Origin of the sequence: Paenibacillus glycanilyticus, assembly GCF_030161375.1 — a bacterium.
GTDB lineage: Bacteria > Bacillota > Bacilli > Paenibacillales > Paenibacillaceae > Pristimantibacillus > Pristimantibacillus glycanilyticus_B.
Window position 1 is genome coordinate 275,833 of sequence record NZ_BSSQ01000010.1, and the last position, 19,814, is coordinate 295,646.

Consider the following 19,814-nt stretch of genomic DNA (forward strand, 5'->3'; position numbering starts at 1 on the left):
GGCAATCCATCGACATTTGACTACATTTGCTTTATAATTAGGCTTATCGGTTAATTTCTATAGGGAAAGAGGGATTGAGAATGGCTGAAATCCGTATTCGCAATACGAACGAGCGTATCTCCGGCGAACAAAACGTCCGTGAATTTCTAGAAAAACAAGAAGTCCTGTATGAACATTGGGATGCGAGCAAGCTCCCTGCCCATTTGCAAGAAAAATTTATACTATCCGATGAAGAGAAGGCAGAAGTTTTGTCTACTTTCAACTCCGATATTACGGATCTCGCCGCTCGCCGCGGTTATAAAACTTGGGACATCATTACATTATCCGATGCAACTCCTAATCTTGACGAACTGCTCAAAAAATTCGAATCCGTTCATACCCATACGGAAGACGAAGTTCGCGCGATTACAGCTGGCAAAGGCATCTTTATTATTAAAGGTTCCGATGAAGTTGGTTACTTCGACGTTGAGCTCGAAGCTGGCGACGTAATCTCCGTTCCGGAGAGATTCCCTCACTTCTTCACCTTGATGGATAACCGCCAAATCGTAGCGGTACGTCTGTTCATCGAAACAGAAGGCTGGATCGCTCATCCATTCGAAGACCCTGCATTCGTAAAATAAGAAAACCTATATCGAAGTCACTCGGATAATGAGCGACGGTGAATACAACAAAGCCCCTCGTTCCATCTTCCGATGGCGAGGGGCTTTATCTTGTCCAATTATTGTTCCAGCAAGAGAAGCAATTCTTCCAAATGTACGATCTCATGCGTTGGGACAATATCGTCGTTGCGAACCATGCCGTGGCGGTTCACCCAAACGGATGTCATGCCAATAGTGTTCGCTCCGAGAATATCCGTCGTCAGTTTGTCTCCTACCATGATGCCATGCACCGGTTCGATCCCGAGACGTTCAAGAGCATGACGGAAGATTGAAGCAGCGGGCTTGCCTTCGCCGAACTCACCGGAAATAATGATGTGATCGAAATAAGGAACCAACTGGGGAACGCCAGCCAGCTTCTCGCGTTGTAGATCCGGCGAACCGTTCGTCAGCAATAATAGCTTGTACTTTCCTTTGAGCGCATCCAATACACGGAAGGTTTCATCGTATACGATCGGGCGGCTGCGTCGTTCTGCAGGGAATTGCTCGGCCAGCTTTGCGCCAAGTTCCTCATTATCAACGCCAAGAGAACGAAGACCACGCGTCCAGGCTTCTTTGCGATAACCAGGGGCCAGCTTCTCCAGCTTACGGAATTCTTCTTGTTCTCCTTCACGGAAGTTCGCCCAGAGACCTTCAAACGGATTAATACCGATCATCTTCGTGAACGGGAACGTTTCATAGGATTCGTACAATGCGCGCGCTGCGCTGCGTACTGCCTCTTCCAGTTGCTCAGGATCAACGCCAGCAGCCTCTGCTCCGGCTTGACAAGTTGCTTCAAATGCTTCCTTTACGCTGCGGTCATCCCACAGTAACGTATCATCTAGATCAAATAGAACCGCTTGCTTCCCCATAATTCGCATAACTCTCCTACTCTTCTGCTATTTTTCTTCGAAAGGCAAATTGTTTGTCTTCGCAAAGTCAGCCAGCTTTCGGCCGATTTCTTCCGTTGGATAACGGTTAAGAAGTTTCGAGAAGACCCAGTTTGCGCCTTTAATCTGCATGATGACTACCGCGCCTTTTTGAACGCTGATGCCTTTAATATTGGATACGTATAGCTTCTTGTCGCCTGTCATTTTGCGTGTTTGAATGTAATCCTTGCCAACGATAATGTAAGGACGACGCAAGAAGAAGATCAGCGCAAGGAAAATATAACAGCCAATGGTTACCCAGAACATGGACGAAGGCTCGAATTCCGGATCTGTTGTAACAAATACCGTATACATGCTGATTAGCAAGATGAGCACAATCGGAAATATGTAATTACGCCCGGTATAACGATCTACCTTTGGTGCTGTTGACGTGCCGATTTGCGAAACGCCATGCTTTTTACGCGCTTTATTGATTTGACTCGTATTTTTGCGCACTTTGCGCTCCCACGTGCGTGACAAGCTTATTCCTCCTAATATATATTGCAGACGCCGTTCTTGGAACGGCGTCATTGCTTGCTATATGGTTGTTGACGAATTAATGGGTAATATCTTTTGGATCTTCTTCGTCTACAATTTCAATGGAGTCCAGTTGTTGACGGAAATTTCTTTTAAAGTTATCCAAATATTGCTGACGCAATACGGCGCGTTCTGCAATTTCTTCTTCCGTCAAACCAATGGTCTTATTTTTGCGGGATAATTCATTAATTCGTGCGATGATTTTTTCCACTGCTTTCACCTCATTTACTCGTTACTCATCCTTCTTACCTATTTTGACTTTTAACGCGCGCAATTGTCAAGGTAATGATAGAAGAATAGCAAATGGACAGGGAAGTTTCGAACATCTCGTGTCCGTACTCCCTGTCCATATGACGGTTATTGTCTATTCTGGAATAATCAAGACTTGCCCCGGTTGTAGTTCCACTGAACTTAATTGATTACGTTCCTTGATCTTATATATGTATTCGCGAATGTCTTTGGAATTATCAACAAACCGATCAGCAATCCCCCATAAGGTATCCCCTGACGAGACGATAACCGTTTGCTCGTTCAATGCCGCTTCTGCCACATGCTCGGATGAAGCATTCGTACTCATCATTAGAAAGCTTGTAAAAAGTAGAACAAACACTGCTGCACTAACAATTAATTTAAAAGCATGGCGAGTAACGAAATGGCCTCGAGATTTAAACGGTTTAACAGCTTCTTCCTTATGGATACTATTATAAAACGTTGGATTCATGATCATTAATATCGCACCCCAAACATTTGTTCTGTTTTCTTGTGTTCTCAGAATAACACGAACAAATGTTTGGTGTCAACAAAAATGCGAACTTTTGTTTTTAAGAACTTATGTTTGTACGAACTCCGGTTCTATGTTATAATTTTGATCAAATATTATATTGGAGTGATTCGTGTGTCTAAGATTTCGAACCGCCAACAGTCGATTCTTGAATTTATTAAGAATGAGGTTCGGGACAAAGGATACCCGCCTTCTGTTCGCGAAATCGGCGAAGCGGTTGGCCTTGCATCGAGCTCCACCGTTCATGGCCATTTGGATCGGCTTGAGAAGAAAGGCTTGATCCGACGCGACCCGACTAAACCGCGGGCGATCGAAATTTTGGATCAAGAAGGTGTTGACGGCATTATCCTCCCCTCTGTTGCGCAAGTACCGATCGTCGGCAAAGTTACGGCAGGCATGCCGATTACGGCAACTGAAAATATTGAGGACTATTTCCCGATTGCCGCTCATTTTGTCGGGGACGATGAAGTGTTTATCTTGAATGTCGTTGGCGACAGTATGATTGAAGCCGGTATACATAACGGCGACTACGTGATGGTTCGCCAGCAACAGACCGCTAACAATGGCGACATCGTCGTTGCCATGACAGAAGATGACGAAGCAACCGTTAAGACGTTCTACAAGGAGAAGGATCATATTCGCCTTCAACCGGAGAATTCCACAATGGAGCCGATCCGCTTGAACAACGTTACGATTCTTGGCAAAGTGGTTGGCCTGTTCAGGGATTTCCACTAATTAACCATTTAAAGAGGCTGTTCTTACATGTCCGATTCATTCGGATAGTGAGAACAGCCTCTTTTACGTTCTTTCTGCCTATTACGACAGCTGTACGATAGTGAAGGAAGGATTGCGATAAGTCGGAGCAGGTGAACCGGACACAAAATCAGGAATAACTCTAACTATGTCCCCTGCTGTTAAGCTAACAATGGTAGATACTCCGGTTCTCATAATGGTGTCGGCAACTGGGCTCGATGCCGTAAAAATCGGAAATAGCGGCGTACTATCGTTAATGAATAAACTAAACTCGGTTTCCCCGCCTTCGCCATTAATCAATACATCAAGACTAAATGAAAGCTCGTACACGCCGCTTGTTGTAATAATAAAACCATTATCAGCGAGGCTTGGAACTATTCCCAATGAAATATTTGCTACCACAAAAGCAATTGGCGTACCATCCTCAACAGCAGTATCTTCACCGCTGCCATACATTGAACTGTAGCCCAACACCGTCCCTGCCGGACCTTGCGGCCCCGGAGGACCTGCAGGTCCGGTTTGACCCGTTAGACCTGTCGGACCCGTTAATCCAGTCAGTCCAGTTGGACCAATTGGACCCGTTGGTCCCGTTGGTCCGGTAGGTCCAGTCAGGCCGGTTAAACCTGTCTCACACATATCTATCACTCCTTATGCATTATGTAGACAGCATATGCTAGTCCCCTCACAAAGGTGATAGATTAATAGATTCAGGAATCAAATAAATAGTCATATGCCGGGGCTAATTTTATTCCATGACGGCATAACATGATTGGGAACAAGCTTCATTTTCCACAACTTCCATAAGGGAGGGGTTATATTTGGCAGCTAAACTGGTCTACTATAGTCAAAAAGACAAACGTTGGTCCAAAGTTCCTTTCAGCATAATTGGCAGCAGGAAGCAGACCATCGGGACAAGCGCTTGCGGACCTACATCCTACGCTATGGCTGCAAGTTATTTTCTTAAACGGACCATACTTCCAACAGAGTTAGCGAAATTTGCTTTGGAAAAGGGATACCGCACTCGAAATGACGGTACGGATTGGGGATTTTTTGCGGCCGCTTCAACATATTATCATCTGAGGTGTATCCAGACCGACTCGCTAGAAACTGTGCTTAAGGCGCTCCCGGCAGGTGCCCTTGTCATTGCATCGATGGGACCAGGCCATTTGACAGGCGGCGGTCATTATATACTTTTGGTGCGTGTCTCGGAGATGTGGATAGATGTGTTTGATCCCAATCACAACAATAAGAGGTATGGCAATGATGGCCTGATTAAACATGGCGGAAGACAAAATGGCAAAATCTCCGTTCATCTCTCCGTTTTTCAACAAGAAGCGAAGCAGTATTGGATTCTTAAGAAGGAGGAGGCAACAAATTAATTATGGTATACTCATTCCATATGTTGCCAAATATACGGGGTGATTGAAATTGACCAAGAAATTAACCAGATCTTCTATCGATAAGTCCATATCCGGAGTTTGCGGAGGGATTGCGGCTTACTTCAATTTGTCCTCTTTATTCGTGAGACTATTGTTTCTCTTCTTCATCCCCTTCAATCTGATCATCTACATGATTCTTGCGAATGTCATGCCTGCTAGCCCTACATCGCTGTATCAAAAATAGTTAATGCCCACAAAAAGAAAAATCCCCGGACGCTTAGAGCGCCAAGGGATTTCCATTCTAGTACAGCGTCAAATACTGATCGCGTTCCCATTGATGAACTTGTGTTTTGTACATGTCCCACTCGATTTCTTTGAGCTCGTAGAAGTGAGCCAGGGCGTGTTCGCCAAGCGCATCGCAGATCACATCGCTGCGGAGCAGCTCGTCCAACGCTTCCTTCAGATCGGATGGAAGGCTCGGCACGCCGGATTCCAGACGCTCTTCTTCCGTCATGATGTAGATGTTGCGGTCAACCGGTGCAGGAAGCGCCGTTTTGTTCTTGATACCGTCAAGTCCTGCTTTCAGCATAACAGCCAGAGCCAAGTAAGGGTTAGCCGCCGGATCCGGGTTACGAACCTCAATCCGAGTGCTGAGGCCGCGTGATGCCGGGATACGAATCATTGGCGAGCGGTTGCTTGCGGACCATGCTACATAACAAGGCGCTTCATAACCTGGCACCATCCGTTTGTACGAGTTGATCGTCGGGTTCGTAATGGCAGCCATAGCGCGTGCATGTTCCAGAATGCCGGCCATATAGTAACGAGCGGTTTGGCTGAGGCCAAGACGGTCGCTCTCATCATAAAAGACGTTTGTGTTGCCTTGGAACAACGATTGGTGACAGTGCATGCCGGAACCATTTACGCCAAACAGCGGTTTAGGCATAAACGTTGCATGCAGGCCATGTTGTCTTGCAACTGTCTTAACAACCAGCTTGAACGTTTGGATCTGATCAGCAGCTTTGATTGCGTCTGCGTATTTAAAGTCGATTTCATGCTGGCCAGGAGCAACCTCATGGTGAGAAGCTTCAATCTCGAAGCCCATTTCTTCCAGCGTAAGCACGATTTCGCGGCGGCAGTTCTCGCCCATGTCCATAGGAGCAAGGTCAAAGTATCCGCCTTGGTCATTCAGTTCTGTTGTTGGCTCGCCTTTTTCATCGGTTTTGAACAGGAAAAACTCCGGTTCCGGACCTACGTTCATTGCCGTAAAGCCCATTTCTTCCGCTTCCAGAAGCGCGCGCTTCAGAATACCGCGAGGATCGCCGGCAAACGGCGTACCGTCCGGCATATAAATATCGCAGATCAAACGGGCAACGCGATCTTGCGCAACCCAAGGGAAGACAACCCAAGTATCCAGATCAGGGTATAAGTACATGTCAGATTCTTCGATACGAACATAACCTTCAATGGAAGATCCGTCGAACATCATTTTATTGTCCAATGCTTTATCCAGCTGGCTTACCGGAATTTCAACGTTTTTGATCGTACCAAGCAAATCGGTAAATTGAAGACGGATAAATCGAACGTTCTGTTCCTCGGCAATACGTTTAATATCCTCTTTTGTGAAGCTCATTCGTTTCATCTCCTTTTGCTTGTTCAAGAAATAGGTTTACGCTAGCGCTTGTTCAAGAAACGGGACAGCTGGCCTTGAATAAGCGAGGCTTGGCCCGGACGTTTCTCGAGCAATTGCTGTTTAAGAAGGCGGTGCAGCTGAGCGTCGGATAGTTCCTTACGCTTCACTTCGGATTGCTCGCTAACAATCGTAGCGTCATCCGATTCTTTTGAAACCGGATTCATGACTTGCTTAATGCCGGCGATGTTAACTCCTTTTTCAATTAACGCTTTAATCTCCAATAGCCGCTCTACATCATTAAAGGAGAACAGTCGCTGGTTACCAGCCGTTCTGGCTGGAACAATCAATTCGTGCTGTTCATAATAACGAATTTGTCGAGCCGTTAGATCCGTCAGCTTCATTACGATACCGATCGGAAATAGGGCCATGTTTCTACGAATATCGTCACCCATGTCGCATCAACCTTCCAGTCGCTCATTTATACGTATATCATAACGCCCTACCAAAAACGTGTCAAGTTGTGTTAGGTTTAATTACGTTTAATTGTGATAAGACCGTTTTGTATGAGTCGACGTAACGCTGTAAGTACACCAAACTTCGCATGGGCAAACGTCAATCCGCCTTGCATATAAGCGATGTAGGGCTCACGGATCGGCGCATCGGCCGACAATTCCAAGCTACCGCCTTGAATGAACGTACCTGCCGCCATAATGACAGGATGCTCGTATCCCGGCATGTCCCATGGTTCGGGCACCACATGCGCATCAACCGCAGCTGCCTGCTGAATACCTTGCACGAAAGCAATCAGCTGCTCGGCACCGCCGAATTTAACCGCCTGAATAAGATCTGTACGCGGCTCGGACCAATGAGGTTTCGTCTCAAAGCCAAGTTGCTCGAACATAGCCGAAGCAAATACGCTTCCTTTCACCGCTTGTCCAACCAAATGCGGCGCCAGGAATAACCCTTGATAAATGCCGCGAAGAGTGTCCAGCATTGCGCCTACCTCGCCGCCAATGCCCGGCGCTGTCAAACGAAAAGCCGCCTGCTCCACTGCAGCGGCAGTCCCGGCAATATATCCTCCCGTGGAAGCAAGACCTCCTCCGGGGTTTTTGATCAGAGAACCTGCCATCAGATCTACTCCCACTTGCGTTGGCTCACGCAATTCGGTAAATTCCCCATAGCAGTTGTCTACGAATACAAGAACATCCGGTTTGATCTGCTTGACCCGCTGAACCATATCGCCAATCTGGGCAACCGTAAAGGATGATCTCCAGCTGTAGCCTCTTGAACGTTGAATGCCAATGACCTTCGTGCGTTCGTTGATGCTAGCTTCGATGCCAGCCCAATCCAGGCTTCCGTCCTCTTGCAGCGCTACTTCGTTATAGCGGATTCCCCAATCCTGCAAAGAGCCTGTCCCATCACCGGGTTTGCCAATGACTTTATGAAGCGTATCGTATGGCTTTCCTGTGATGTACAGCAATTCGTCCCCAGGTCGAAGCACGCCAAAGAGCGCGCAGCCGATCGTGTGCGTCCCCGAGACGAAATGAGGGCGAACAAGAGCTGCCTCCGCTCCAAATACATCCGCATAAACAAGATCAATCACTTCGCGGCCCCGGTCGTTATAGCCATAACCGGTTGAACCCGTGAAGTGAAAATCGCTTACTTTATGACGCTGAAACGCGCGGATTACTTTCCATTGATTTTTTTCTGCAATCCGATCAATGGAGCGGAGTTGGCCGGTGGCCATCTCCTCCGCTTCATCCGCCAATTTCTCAAGTTCGTTCCAAATCGATTGATTATCCTCTTGCTGATTATGATTCATTACTAAATCTGTCTCTCCCTTAAGTTAGCGTAACCTATTTCGATTATTCTAAATATGGCTGAAGTTTATAGCCATGTAATTCATAAGCCTGGCGGCTGACTTGCACGGTTAGGCGGAGCGATTCGCCATCCTCGCTAACCTCATTGCCAGTTACCTCTCCGCTACGATAAGCAAGCGCAATTAAATCTCCGCGGTCGGCAGGCAGTGTAATAATAACCGTGTCACCGGTTAGTTTATCCTGGATTTTGTTGCTGACGAGCGCAAGATCTTCTTCCTTATATGCACTAATAACGAGCGTATCGTTGCTTGGAATCGGCAGCTCTACGTTATTCTCTTCGCACAAGTCTTTTTTATTATAAATCGTTAAACTCGGCGTGCCCGCTGCTCCCAAATCTCCAAGGATTTGCTCGACAACCGCCATCTGCTCATCGCGCATCGGCGAACTGCCGTCTACTACATGCAGCACCAAATCGGCTTCCAGCACTTCCTCTAGAGTCGCACGGAAAGCAGCGACAAGATCATGCGGCAAATTTTGAATAAAACCAACCGTATCCGTCAGCACCACTTCGCGGCCATTCGGCAGCTCAAGCGTCCTGGAAGTCGGATCTAGCGTCGCAAACAATTGATTCTCCACATAAACGTCTGCGCTAGTCAGCTCCCGAAGAAGCGTGGATTTACCCGCGTTCGTATATCCTACCAGCGCGACCTGAATCACGCCGGACTTCTTGCGTCTCTCGCGATGCAGCTTCCGGTGGCGAACCACTTCATCCAGTTGCGCCTTCAGATCGGAAATCCTGCCCCGGATATGCCGGCGGTCTGTCTCCAGCTTGGACTCGCCGGGACCTCTTGTACCGATCCCGCCGCCAAGCCGCGACAAATTTTTGCCATGGCCGGACAAGCGGGGAAGCAAGTAGCTAAGCTGCGCAAGTTCAACTTGGATGATCCCTTCGCGCGTTTTGGCGCGTTGCGCGAATATATCCAAGATGAGCTGCGTCCGGTCCACAATTTTCAGATCCAAAGTCTCTTCCAGATTCCGAACCTGCGCACCGGACAGCTCCTGGTCAAAAATCGCCGTCGTTGCTCCCAGTTCATCGGCGATCGCCCGGAGTTCTTCCACTTTGCCCTTGCCAATGAACCATTTGGTATCGGGCGCTTCTTTATTTTGTACCATCGTGGTCAGCACTTCCGTCCCCGCCGTCTCGGCAAGGGCAACCAGCTCCTCGAGCGAATGCTCCGGATCGCTTATTCCCCGCTTGATGCTCGGGGTGACCAAACTGACCAATACGGCACGTTCTTGCATCGTTGAAGTTGTATTAAATGTATTTTCTCGCATTGTTGCTCCTTATAGAGTGGAATTATTAATAGTACTACTTGATTTCCCACTTGAAATCTTCCGGCTTAATCGACATCAGTTCCTGTTTCGGAGGAATACTGTTGGCATAAGTATTCAATAACCTAACCGCCTGATAACGGATCGCCTTCTCGATTAGATTCCTAACGTACCGGGCATTGCTGAAAGAGAATAAATCATTCATCTTCTCTTGGATCAGATGTTGCCTTAGTTTAAATATGGACTGCGGCAACAAATTATAATCCCGATCCTTCGCCATCAGCTCGGAAATTTGGATTAATTGGTCAATTGAATAATCCGGGAAATCGATCTGGATAGGAAAGCGTGAAGGCAATCCGGGATTAGTTAACAGAAAATGATCAATCTCAGCCGGATAACCCGCAAGGATCAGCACAAATTGATTGCGGTGATCCTCCATCGCTTTGACTAGCGTATCGATCGCTTCTTTGCCGAAATCTTTCTCTCCGCCGCGGGCAAGGCTGTACGCTTCGTCCACGAACAGGACGCCGCCAATTGCCTTGCGTACCATATCCCGCGTTTTCTGTGCCGTATGACCGATATATTCGCCTACAAGATCCGCGCGTTCCACTTCAATCAGATGTCCCTTGGACAACACGCCCATCTTTTGGAACAGCTTCGCTACTATTCTAGCTATTGTCGTTTTGCCAGTCCCAGGATTCCCTTTGAAGATCATATGATAAACATGGGAACCGCCGGTAAGACCGGCTTCCGAACGCATTCGGGTTATATATAAAAGCGCATATACTTCATAAATAAGAGCCTTCACCGAGTCCATCCCGACCATAGGCTCCAATTCCTTCTGAATCTCGGCGAAATGATCACCCGGCGGGAGCGGCTTAACGGCTGGCAATGGCTCATGGTCAACCACAGGCGCGGAAGCCGTCATCTGAACCGGCTCCTGGCTCCTTAATACCACATTGATCTGACGGGACGGCCTCGCTCCGTTATTCGATCCCGATATGACATGTCCGTTCATCTATCGCATCACCTATCCTTCGCACCGTCACTAGCGTTTCCATGCCGATTAGATAAGCCCGGCATATCCCGCTTCTAACAAGTGTATTCTATCGGATTCGGTCATATTAACAGTTTTTGTTACGGATAGTCAGGAGAACGGTAGCCGAAATGGAGAAGGACGGCATCCACCTTCCACTTGGCGAACGCAAGTACTTCGCGCGATTGATTCTTAAGCGGGCTCAGCACTTCGGAATGAAAGGCTGCGGCCTGCACGTTCTTATAGTCCAAATATCGAGCCATCTCCATCGCTCTTGGCGCATGATAATCATGCGTCACAATCAGGAGCTTGTCCAAATGATGCTCTGCGGCTATCACTTGGCTGTTCAGCAGGTTCTCGTATGTACTTCTTGCAGCGTTGTCGAGCAGCATCTTCTCGGAAGGAATCCCTTTCGCAAGCAAATAGACCCGCATGCCTTCTGCTTCCGTCAACTTTGAACCGTTATGATCAAGCCCGCCGCTTAAGATCAGCATGCCCACCTTGCCGTCCTTGTACAGCTCGTCCGCATAATCAAGCCGTTCTTTCAGCGCTGGGCTTGGCTTGTCCGACCAAAGCGACGCGCCAAGAACGATTGCGGCATCAGCTTGTTCAATCGGCTTGGATTCGTCATAACTATTAATGAGCCACAGCAGATACCCTAGGCAAAACAAGCCTATCAGACATAATCCGATGAAGAGACGAAACAGGAGCAACCCGCGGCGTTTGCGTGACTTGCTCCTCGTTTGAACATTACTTTTCATGATTCTCTAAGCTCTCTCTCCGTCAAGCTTTTGCGATGCTTCAAGCTGAGCGTGAAATACCGGAACCGGCCGTTCCGGATGCTGGACAACAATCTTCCTGCCGTCTTGCGGGCTAATGCCGCTTCTTTCCCAGTAACCTCTCCATCGCGGAGAGCTTCCTCCAGCTCATCTTCATCGAGTAAAAACACTTCTCCTGTCGGCAATACAACCACGTCCAGGTACAAGTCGTCAAACCAAGGCACATGCTGATCCGTCAGTCCCTGTGTCTTGCAAATATCAATGTACCATTGCACAACACGGCCCTTATCGTCAAACATCGTCGTTACGACAAAATGCTCTCCCCGCGGAAAATGCTGCATCCACAAATAACCGCGGTCCGCCAGACATAAACGCCGCCCGTTATATTCCTTCCACAGCGGCTCGCGCAACTCATGAATCCTGTAAAACGTAACGAGACCTTTGAACTCATCACTGTCGAGCGTCAGACAATTGTAGCTTTTGCGTATAATGCGACGCCAGTTTGCCCGGTCCGAAAATTTTCGTTTCATACGGAACGTACCTTTCCGCTTGAGATAAGCCTTTGATACTTGGCTTTCGATGATGATGGATAGCGTTGTAAAAAGCTTACCATAACTTAACGCTCTTCTCCAGCACGCATGAAAAATAAACCAAGCCCCACCCTTGTTTTTCGCAAAAAAGAAGGGATAAAGCAGACGTTCTGCTTTATCCCTTTGCTTGTTCCTTACGATTCCTGAATGGTCACCGCATTAATAATGACTTTATCCTTCGGTACATGCTTGTCGTTCACCGGTGTTTTGGCGATCGCGAGCACCGTGTCCATACCGCTGTCGACCTTCCCGAAGATCGAGTACGTAGGCGTCTGATTCAAATTGACGGAATCAGGTCCGGTACAGATAAAAAATTGACTGCCTCCCGAGTTCGGCTTCCCGCTATTCATCATCGCCACAACTCCGGGTTCGAACTTGATGCTCGTATCGAACTCGTCGGGAATCGAATAGCCCGGATTACCCGTGCCGTTGCCTTTGGGATCGCCGCCTTGAATCATATACGACTCGATAATGCTGTTGAACGTTAAGCCGTCATAATAATGGTTACGTGCCAGGAACACGAAATTGTTAACCGTTACCGGCGATTCCGCTGCGTACAGCTTTACGGTGAAATCGCCCTGGTTGGTCGTAAATTTCGCTGTATATTGTTTATTTAAATCAATCGACATTTCCGGCATCTTATCCCATTTCAATTCAGATGAATTCCCGGATGAACCGCAGCCGGTTAACCATACCGCCATTACCGCAAATAGAATGATGGTGCTCCAGCCTAATTTCCCCCGCTTGCCCATGTGTAACGTCCAGCTCCTTACGCTTTGCCGCCTGCACTCCCGGCTTTGTAGTTATCAGTGGTCCCTCTGCTAGTTAGCGTTGCTGTTACCCGCGCCAGGATCGGCCGATTCGATCGGCCCTCCCGCGCCTTGGTCGGGACCAGCAGTTCCGTTGCCATTGCCGTTTCCGTTGTTGCCTCCCGGATTAGGTGACACGGTGCCGCCATTTCCTGGCGTCTCCGTCTCAACGGGCTGATTAGGATCTCCGGATGGAGGCGGCGATACTTCGCCGCCGTTCGTACCGTCATCCGGCAATCCCGGAATTTCGCCGTCATCCGGCTTATCCGGTTCCATCGGTTGCTCCGGAATATCCACTTCGGTCTCCGGTATTTCAACCGTAATCGATTCGGAAGGTTTGCTTTCTTTGTCCTCTTCGGCATTATAAGCCACAACGTAATATTGATAGGTCATGCCCGGGAATACGCTCATATCGTCAACCGAAGTTGTTGCCGCGTCTACGAATACCGAGAAATCGGATTCGGACTTCTCCTTGCGGTATACCCGGTATGTGATTCCTTCGCTATTCTCCGGCGCAGCCCAGGACAGCTGAACCTTCGCCTGTTCCGGAATATACACCGCATTAAAGTTAGTAGGCGATACCTGTTCCTTCACTTCATGCTTAACGCCGCTTGGCTCTTTAAACGAAGATTTCGGCACGTTTTTCATCGCTTGCTTCATAACCTTGCCGAACATCGCTGCAGCCTGCGAGCTGCTCTTCTTAATGACATGCTGTTTATCGGTAATATCGTAACCCATCCAGACGGCCGCCGTCCATTCCGGCGTATAGCCAACGAACCATGCATCCCTGTTCGCGCTTGAATTGAAGTTCGGGATACCATGCTGGGATGTGCCTGTCTTGCCTGCTACCGGACGGTCGATACGCGCGCCCGTGCCCGTTCCGCCGCTTTCCAGGACGGTCTGCATCATCTCCGTCATGTACCAAGCCGTCTCCTTCTTCATCAACTGCTTCGATGGCGGAGCCTTGTACGTATACACCTTCTTGTTTTCCGCGTTCTCGATCTTCGTAATGCTGTGAGGATCGACGGATTTGCCTCCGTTGGCAAACACGCTATAGGCTTCGGCCATCTGAAGCGGCGTTACCCCTTCCGTCAAACCGCCAAGCGCAATCGCCAGGTTGCGGTCTTCCGAAGTGAGCTCCATGCCAAGCTTCTTGGCAAAAGCGACACCGTTGCCGACGCCTACCTGGTTAAGCGTCCATACCGCCGCCAAGTTGCGGGATTCTTTGATCGCTTGCTGCATCGTCACAGGGCTTGCTCCATGAGGGTCTCTCGGACAATAGTCGCCAAAACATTTCTGCGAGTCCGGATTAAGTACCGTCCATGGTAAATAGTCTCCTGTTTCCAGCGCCGGCCCATAGGAAACAATCGGCTTGAATGCCGATCCCGGCTGACGTTTCACTTCTACGCGATTAAGACCTTTTCGGACATAATCCCGGCCTCCGGCCATCGCCTGAATGGTGCCGTCGCGGTGATCCATGATGATCATCGCGCCTTGCGCTTTTTGATCATCCGGACTTTTCTCGAAATTATCGTCATCGTTGAATTCTTTCTCCACCGCCTGTTGAGCGGTTTGGTTGAGAGAAGTGTAGATTCGGTAACCGCCGATTCGCAGCTCCTCCTCGGTCATTCCCGGCATTACTTTTAGCGCTTCTTCGATGACATAATCGATATAAGCTTTGTATGGATCCGTTTCTTTCTCTTCCAGATCCGCCGGCGCCTCATAAGCAACCGCCTTCGCCTCATCCATCTCTTGTTCGGAGATGTACTTCTGATCGTACATCAGCTTGAGAACTACGCTGCGGCGGGTCATAGAAGACTCGGGATCGTTAATTGGGTTATAACGGTTAGGCGCCTTAGGCATCCCTGCCAGCGTCGCCATCTGCCATAGCTTCAGATCCTTCAAATCCGTATCGAAATAATATTCGGCTGCCGCCTTGATTCCGTGAACCCCTTTACCGAAATAAATCCGGTTTAAGTACATTGTTATGATTTCTTCTTTGGTATATTTATTTTCAAGCGCGACGGCAATAGAGGCTTCCGTTGCTTTCCGGAAGAAGGTTTTGTCCGCCGTCAGGAATATGTTCTTGGCAAGCTGTTGCGTAATCGTACTGCCGCCCTCTACCTTGCTCCTTGCAATAACGTCTTTCACTACCGCACGTCCGACTGAGAAGAAGTCGATCCCGGAGTGCTGGAAGAACCTCTGGTCTTCCGTGGCGACAAAAGCGTTAATCAATTGTTTTGGAATTTCATTGTATTCGGCGTTTTCCCGGTTCGCGTTAGCGTCGTAGAGCTTCGTTACTTCTTTGCCGTTAGCGTCATAGATGATAGACGCTTCGCCGAGCTCTAGCATATCCGCCTTTTCCGTTAAGATCCGCTCGCCGTTCAACGTAATAAACAAATATCCGATGATGCCGCAGACGATAGCAATAACCACCGTGAAGAAGGCTGCAAAAAACCATTTGCGCGGCGTCATTCTTTTCTTTTTCTTCGTCGTCCCGCGCGGCTTCTCCTTTGGTTTGCTCCGTCTTGGTTGTTCAGCCATATGGCTCCCTCCTGTAATTCCAAAATCTGTGTCTCTATCCTACAATATACCCCGGAATGAAAAGAACAACCCTGCTGGAGCGGGTTGTTCTTGCGTTCCGCTATCAAGTTAAACGTTACATGTGAATGGAAAGTTTCACATCTAACTTTACGTTCTATGCTTCCGAAGCACTGTTGTCTTGCATCAAAGATACGTTACGCTGCGGAGTAAACGTCGAAATCGCATGCTTGTACACCATTTGCTGACGGCCTTCGCTGTCAATAATAATCGTGAAGTTATCGAACGCTTTAATAACGCCCCTGATTTGAAAGCCATTCATTAAGAAAACCGTAACCGGAATGTTGTCTTTGCGCAGTTGGTTCAAGAACGTATCTTGAATGTTGATCGATTTGTTCATTGGACGTTACCCCCGTCTAAAAAAGATTGATTAGAAGTATATTCAAGATTGACTTGAAACTTTCCTGCTATTATACCATGAATCCGTTGCAAATTGTTGTGAAAATTTTCCCCCATGTCGATCCACTCGATATCCTTCATCCGGCGGAACCATGAAAGCTGGCGTTTGGCATAATGCCTTGTATCCCGTTTAAGCAGCGTTACGGCTGCTTCCAGCGTACATTCTCCGCGCAGGTACATCATAATTTCCTTGTAGCCCAGCCCTTGCATGGCAACTGCATCGGCCGGTATACCGCGGGCAAGCAGCCCTTTCACTTCCTCGACCAGACCATCTTCCAGCATGATATCAATCCGCTGCTCGATTCGCGAATAGAGCACTCCCCTGTCCATCGTGAGGCCTAATAGACATAATTCGTACGGAGATTCTTTTTTCTGTCTTTCCAATTGGGCCGACATCATCTCGCCGGATAGATGGTAGATTTCAAGCGCGCGGATTATGCGGCGCACATCATTCGGATGAAGACGATCCGCCGACCGCGGGTCGACTAGCGCCAGCTTTGCGTGCAAGGCTTCCGCGCCGTGTTCATCCGCGAATTGTTGCTGCTCGTCCCGGAATGCCTGATCAGAACCGTTCTCGGCAAACTCGAAGCTATAACAGACCGACTCGATATAAAGCCCCGTCCCTCCGACGATAAAAGGCAATTTGCCTCTGGCCGCAATATCCGCAATCTCCGTCTTGCAATGCTGCTGGAAATCCGCAACGGAATAAGCTTCCTCCGGCTGGCAAATATCGATCAGATGATGGACGATCCCTTGCCGCTCGGCAAGCGGCAGCTTCGCCGTGCCGATATCCATCCCTTTATAGATTTGCATGGAGTCTCCCGATATAATTTCTGCGTTCCATGCTTTGGCGAGATCAAGGCTGAGCTGCGTCTTCCCGACGGCAGTCGGCCCAAGCAATACCAAGAGCGGCTGCTTCCGTTTGTTACTTGATGCTTCTTGCAACCTCTATCACTCCATATGCAATTTTCGATGTGTTCACATGCCGCCGTTCAAAACCCAGCCTGCTAAATTCTCCGCTCTCGCGGTGCTCTTTCATAACGACCGTCTTCCGCGCAACCCTGATAGCCTGTTGAACGGCCTCTTGGGTCAAGGCACTGTCGTTAGCGAGATTTCGGAGCGGTTCCAAGGCGTTTGATTCGTGAATCGGCCGGCGGAACATCGGATCGAAATAGACAATATCAACGCTATTGTCCGGTAGACCGGCTAAATAATCAGCGTGATTCACGCATTTCATGTCAATGCGGCGCATGGCAGCATCCACATCCGGCAAGCCGGATTGATACCCAGCCAGCCCTTCGCGTACAACCGCGCATAGAATCGGCTCGCTCTCGATCGAAGTTACCGCCCCCGATTCGCCTGCTGCGTACGAGAGAACAAGGGAATCCGCCGCAAGCCCCGCCGTACAGTCAATGATGCGGTCTCCCGGCTCGCAGCCCGTTAGTTCGACGAGCGGATCGGTTTCCCCGCGGCGAAGCCGCTTCACTCTTACAAACGCCATGCTGGGATGAAAATAGAGCGGAGACTCCGTCTGCCCGTCGTAAAAACGGACTTCCTTCTCGGTCACGACGACCATTCGGATCGGCTCCATCTTCTCCGCCAGCTGGCGAAGCGTCTGTCTGCCTCGTACCACGTACTTGGCAGACAGCTCTTCCGCAAGCCGTTTGGCAGTGGCGAGCGCCTTCTGCGACGGCTTGTCGGCGGTTGTTACAATCATGACATCACCCGTTTAAACATTTTTTCCAACTGATAAGTAGAAATATGAACGACGATCGGACGTCCATGCGGACAAGTGTAAGGCTGAACGCATGCCGCAAGACGGGCAAGCAGCGCCTCCCCTTCCTCGCGGGTTTTCCGGTCGTTCGCTTTAATTGAAGCCTTGCAGGAGCACATAATGGCCGCTTTTTCTCTCAGCTTCGCAATGTTAATGGACTTGCGCTCGTTAAGCAGCAAATCGGCCATCTCTTCAATGATCGCTTGCTCTTCGCCTTGCGGGAACCACTCCGGATAAGCACGTACAAGGAAGGTCTGCTGCCCGAACGGCTCCAGCTCCACGCCAGCCTCTTGGAATAAACCAAGCATGCCGCGAAGCTGCTCCGATTCGCTCGAAGTGAATTCAAGTGTTAGAGGCACAAGCAGCTGTTGGCTTGCGGCCTCCGGATTGCCGAATTTCTCATAGTAATATTCATAATTAATCCGTTCATGCGCCGCATGCTGATCAATTAGATATAACCCTTCTTCCGCCTGTGCAACGATATAAGTACCATGGAGCTGGCCAATCCAATATAGCTCGGGAAAAGTAGGAGTGCTTTCCTGCTGCTGATCCTGCGCAAGATGGTCTTGCGGCCCGCTAGATGGCTGTTCCCCGACTTCCTGAACCGGATCCTGCGGAAGCGGTACATCGGCCGTTTCCTCCGCTTGCTGAAGTGTAGGGGCTGCCTGCTCCCATGGCGCCGCAACCTCGCGAACCGAAACATCGTGCTGCTCGGCTGGTTTGTATAACCGTTCCGTCGCGTCCTTTGGCACATAGTCGCGCTTTGGAGGCTGCGGGTAGGCGGAATTGTAGCTGGAACCGCCTGTGTTGGAAGAGTAGGACGGCCGAACTGATCCCCCGCCGCTCGATACAGCCGTAGAACCGCTAGCTGACGCACTGCCTCCGTTATTGTTGCTGCTAGGCAACGCGCTGCGCTCCGGCGCCCACGGCATGCTGAGCGCATCCGGGCGATGGAACGAAATCGCATCCTGGACAAATAACGGCTTCTCCCGTTCCTTTTTCTCCGCCGGTCCCGGAATATGGCGCACCTGTCCAAGCGCTTCCTTCACGGCTTGCTCTACTAAGGCGCGCAGTTCAGTCTCCTTGCTGAACCGAACCTCCATCTTGGATGGATGCACGTTCACGTCAAGGAGACTCGGGTGCATGCCGATCTCCAGCACCACAATCGGGTACCTGTTAATAGGCAGTAAAGTATGATAAGCCTGCAAAATCGCCTGATTCACGGCGTGGCTGCGGATATAGCGGCCGTTCACGATAACCGTCATGCCGTTGCGGTTCGCCCGCGTCAGCTCCGGCTTCGAAATATAGCCGCGCAAATCATAATCCGAAGTCTCGCCTTCCACCTTCAGCATCGCCTTCGCCGTGTTTGTTCCATACACGGCGGCGATCACTTGCAACCGATCCCCCGTTCCTAGCGTGCGAAGCAGAACCGAACCGTTATGCTTCAGCGTAATGGCTATGCCCGGATGCGCCAGGGCAATCCGGTACACGTAATCGGTAATATGGCCTAGCTCCGTCTGGATGGCTTTCATATACTTAAGCCTTGCCGGCGTATTATAAAATAAATCCCGCACGGACATATCCGTGCCTTGAGGGGCGTTAGCCGGTTCATTCGCCGTTACGGAACCGCCTTCGATAACAAGCCGCTGGGCTAGCCCGGACGAGTCAATCGAAGATACGCATTCGAGCCGCGACACGGCCGCGATACTCGGCAACGCCTCGCCGCGGAAGCCAAGGCTTGCGATTCTGAACAAATCGCTGCTCGAAGAAATTTTGCTCGTGGCATGGCGCTGAAACGCGGTTTCCATATCCGCAGGCTCGATGCCGGAGCCGTTATCGGTCACCCGGATGAACGACAATCCGCCTTCTTCAATCGTAATATCAATCACGGAGCTGCCGGCATCAATGGCGTTCTCGACCAATTCCTTAATGACCGAAGCTGGTCGTTCCACGACCTCGCCAGCTGCGATCTGATTGGCAAGCTGCTCGTCCAGCACCTGAATTTTCCCCATGCGGATCCCTCCTTTCCG

Annotated in this window: 22 protein-coding genes; 4 read left to right on the top strand and 18 right to left on the bottom strand. The window is 49.6% G+C overall.

Features of this window, described 5'->3' with window-relative positions:
* Window positions 1-80 precede the first annotated feature (80 nt).
* Window positions 81-620 (top strand): 1,2-dihydroxy-3-keto-5-methylthiopentene dioxygenase, encoded by a 540-nt coding sequence (locus QQK89_RS12340; protein WP_284238869.1) that lies wholly within the window; start codon window positions 81-83, stop codon window positions 618-620.
* A 98-nt stretch (window positions 621-718) separates the two neighbouring features.
* Here the strand turns inward: QQK89_RS12340 and QQK89_RS12345 are convergent, their stop codons facing one another.
* The 4 genes from QQK89_RS12345 to QQK89_RS12360 form a co-directional block, all read right to left on the bottom strand.
* Window positions 719-1,507 (bottom strand): HAD family hydrolase, encoded by a 789-nt coding sequence (locus QQK89_RS12345; RefSeq protein WP_284238870.1) that lies wholly within the window; start codon window positions 1,505-1,507, stop codon window positions 719-721.
* A 27-nt stretch (window positions 1,508-1,534) separates the two neighbouring features.
* Complete coding sequence (locus QQK89_RS12350; protein ID WP_284238871.1) at window positions 1,535-2,044, bottom strand: hypothetical protein; 510 nt, start codon at window positions 2,042-2,044, stop codon at window positions 1,535-1,537.
* 76 nt (window positions 2,045-2,120) lie between these two features.
* Window positions 2,121-2,312 (bottom strand): DUF896 domain-containing protein, encoded by a 192-nt coding sequence (locus QQK89_RS12355; protein ID WP_284238872.1) that lies wholly within the window; start codon window positions 2,310-2,312, stop codon window positions 2,121-2,123.
* Window positions 2,313-2,465: 153 nt separating this feature from the next.
* Window positions 2,466-2,828: a LysM peptidoglycan-binding domain-containing protein gene (locus QQK89_RS12360; RefSeq protein ID WP_284238873.1), complete on the bottom strand. Its 363-nt coding sequence runs from the start codon at window positions 2,826-2,828 to the stop codon at window positions 2,466-2,468.
* A gap of 168 nt (window positions 2,829-2,996) precedes the next feature.
* Between QQK89_RS12360 and lexA the strand changes: the two genes are divergently transcribed.
* Complete coding sequence (gene lexA, locus QQK89_RS12365) at window positions 2,997-3,617, top strand: transcriptional repressor LexA (RefSeq protein WP_284238874.1); 621 nt, start codon at window positions 2,997-2,999, stop codon at window positions 3,615-3,617.
* Between the two features lie 81 nt (window positions 3,618-3,698).
* On the opposite strand, the gene QQK89_RS12370 is transcribed toward lexA, so the two are convergent.
* On the bottom strand, window positions 3,699-4,271 hold the full coding sequence (locus QQK89_RS12370) for a hypothetical protein (RefSeq protein ID WP_284238875.1): 573 nt from the start codon (window positions 4,269-4,271) through the stop codon (window positions 3,699-3,701).
* Window positions 4,272-4,453: 182 nt separating this feature from the next.
* On the opposite strand from QQK89_RS12370, the gene QQK89_RS12375 reads away from it, so the two are divergent.
* Together QQK89_RS12375 and QQK89_RS12380 are read left to right on the top strand one after the other, a co-directional pair.
* Entirely contained in the window at window positions 4,454-5,014 is a 561-nt protein-coding gene (locus QQK89_RS12375; protein WP_284238876.1) for a C39 family peptidase, read from the top strand.
* 49 nt (window positions 5,015-5,063) lie between these two features.
* Window positions 5,064-5,258, top strand: coding sequence for a PspC domain-containing protein (locus QQK89_RS12380; RefSeq protein WP_284238877.1), 195 nt, complete (start codon window positions 5,064-5,066; stop codon window positions 5,256-5,258).
* Between the two features lie 57 nt (window positions 5,259-5,315).
* On the opposite strand, the gene glnA is transcribed toward QQK89_RS12380, so the two are convergent.
* The 13 genes from glnA to mutL all read right to left on the bottom strand — a co-directional run bounded on the left by glnA (window position 5,316) and on the right by mutL (window position 19,796).
* Window positions 5,316-6,644: a type I glutamate--ammonia ligase gene (glnA, locus tag QQK89_RS12385; protein ID WP_284238878.1), complete on the bottom strand. Its 1,329-nt coding sequence runs from the start codon at window positions 6,642-6,644 to the stop codon at window positions 5,316-5,318.
* A 41-nt stretch (window positions 6,645-6,685) separates the two neighbouring features.
* Entirely contained in the window at window positions 6,686-7,096 is a 411-nt protein-coding gene (locus QQK89_RS12390) for a MerR family transcriptional regulator (protein WP_015844216.1), read from the bottom strand.
* 77 nt (window positions 7,097-7,173) lie between these two features.
* Window positions 7,174-8,466 carry an aminotransferase class I/II-fold pyridoxal phosphate-dependent enzyme gene (locus tag QQK89_RS12395; RefSeq protein WP_284238879.1) on the bottom strand — a complete coding sequence of 431 codons (1,293 nt, stop codon included), beginning with the start codon at window positions 8,464-8,466 and terminating at the stop codon, window positions 7,174-7,176.
* 43 nt (window positions 8,467-8,509) lie between these two features.
* Window positions 8,510-9,799: a GTPase HflX gene (gene hflX / locus QQK89_RS12400; protein ID WP_284238880.1), complete on the bottom strand. Its 1,290-nt coding sequence runs from the start codon at window positions 9,797-9,799 to the stop codon at window positions 8,510-8,512.
* 34 nt (window positions 9,800-9,833) lie between these two features.
* A complete protein-coding gene (locus QQK89_RS12405; protein WP_284238881.1) occupies window positions 9,834-10,814 on the bottom strand; it encodes an AAA family ATPase in 981 nt (326 codons plus the stop codon).
* Window positions 10,815-10,933: 119 nt separating this feature from the next.
* On the bottom strand, window positions 10,934-11,593 hold the full coding sequence (locus tag QQK89_RS12410; RefSeq protein ID WP_284238882.1) for a YdcF family protein: 660 nt from the start codon (window positions 11,591-11,593) through the stop codon (window positions 10,934-10,936).
* A complete protein-coding gene (locus QQK89_RS12415) occupies window positions 11,590-12,141 on the bottom strand; it encodes a DUF402 domain-containing protein (protein WP_284238883.1) in 552 nt (183 codons plus the stop codon). Before QQK89_RS12415 ends, QQK89_RS12410 begins: the two co-directional genes overlap by 4 nt.
* A gap of 194 nt (window positions 12,142-12,335) precedes the next feature.
* A complete protein-coding gene (locus QQK89_RS12420; protein ID WP_284238884.1) occupies window positions 12,336-12,953 on the bottom strand; it encodes a peptidylprolyl isomerase in 618 nt (205 codons plus the stop codon).
* Window positions 12,954-13,022: 69 nt separating this feature from the next.
* On the bottom strand, window positions 13,023-15,554 hold the full coding sequence (locus QQK89_RS12425) for a penicillin-binding protein 1A (protein ID WP_284238885.1): 2,532 nt from the start codon (window positions 15,552-15,554) through the stop codon (window positions 13,023-13,025).
* Between the two features lie 154 nt (window positions 15,555-15,708).
* Window positions 15,709-15,951, bottom strand: coding sequence for an RNA chaperone Hfq (gene hfq / locus QQK89_RS12430; RefSeq protein ID WP_015844208.1), 243 nt, complete (start codon window positions 15,949-15,951; stop codon window positions 15,709-15,711).
* Window positions 15,948-16,955 (bottom strand): tRNA (adenosine(37)-N6)-dimethylallyltransferase MiaA, encoded by a 1,008-nt coding sequence (gene miaA / locus QQK89_RS12435; protein ID WP_284238886.1) that lies wholly within the window; start codon window positions 16,953-16,955, stop codon window positions 15,948-15,950. Before miaA ends, hfq begins: the two co-directional genes overlap by 4 nt.
* The gene (locus QQK89_RS12440) at window positions 16,936-17,727 is read right to left on the bottom strand and encodes a class I SAM-dependent methyltransferase (RefSeq protein ID WP_284238887.1); all 792 of its coding nucleotides are present in this window, start codon (window positions 17,725-17,727) and stop codon (window positions 16,936-16,938) included. The genes miaA and QQK89_RS12440 overlap by 20 nt, the downstream gene beginning before the upstream one ends.
* A complete protein-coding gene (gene mutL / locus QQK89_RS12445) occupies window positions 17,724-19,796 on the bottom strand; it encodes a DNA mismatch repair endonuclease MutL (RefSeq protein WP_284238888.1) in 2,073 nt (690 codons plus the stop codon). The genes QQK89_RS12440 and mutL overlap by 4 nt, the downstream gene beginning before the upstream one ends.
* Window positions 19,797-19,814 lie beyond the last annotated feature (18 nt).